Origin of the sequence: Microbacterium sp. Leaf351 (assembly GCF_001423825.1) — a bacterium.
In the GTDB taxonomy this organism is placed as follows: Bacteria; Actinomycetota; Actinomycetes; order Actinomycetales; family Microbacteriaceae; genus Microbacterium; species Microbacterium ginsengisoli.
This window is the reverse complement of sequence record NZ_LMPK01000003.1, coordinates 80,048-80,291: the sequence shown is the minus strand read 5'-3', so window position 1 is coordinate 80,291 and position 244 is coordinate 80,048. Positions and strand designations below refer to the sequence as shown.

The following is a 244-nucleotide window of genomic DNA, read 5'->3' as shown; positions in this document are numbered from 1 at the left end:
CCTGCCGATCATCATCGTCGGCCATGTCACGAAAGACGGCCAGGTGGCCGGGCCGCGCATCCTCGAGCACCTCGTCGACGTCGTCTGCCACTTCGAGGGCGACCGGCAGACCTCGCTGCGGTTCGTGCGCGCGCTCAAGAACCGCTTCGGCCCCACCGACGAGGTCGGATGCTTCGACATGACCGGATCGGGCATCGTCGAGGTCGCCGACCCCAGCGCCCTGTTCCTCGGCACCGGCGCCCCC

The 244-nt window shown here is 69.7% G+C and carries 1 pseudogene; it reads left to right on the top strand.

Annotated elements, in window-relative coordinates:
* A pseudogene (locus tag ASG00_RS16385) lies at positions 1–244 on the top strand (DNA repair protein RadA); the annotation flags it as partial.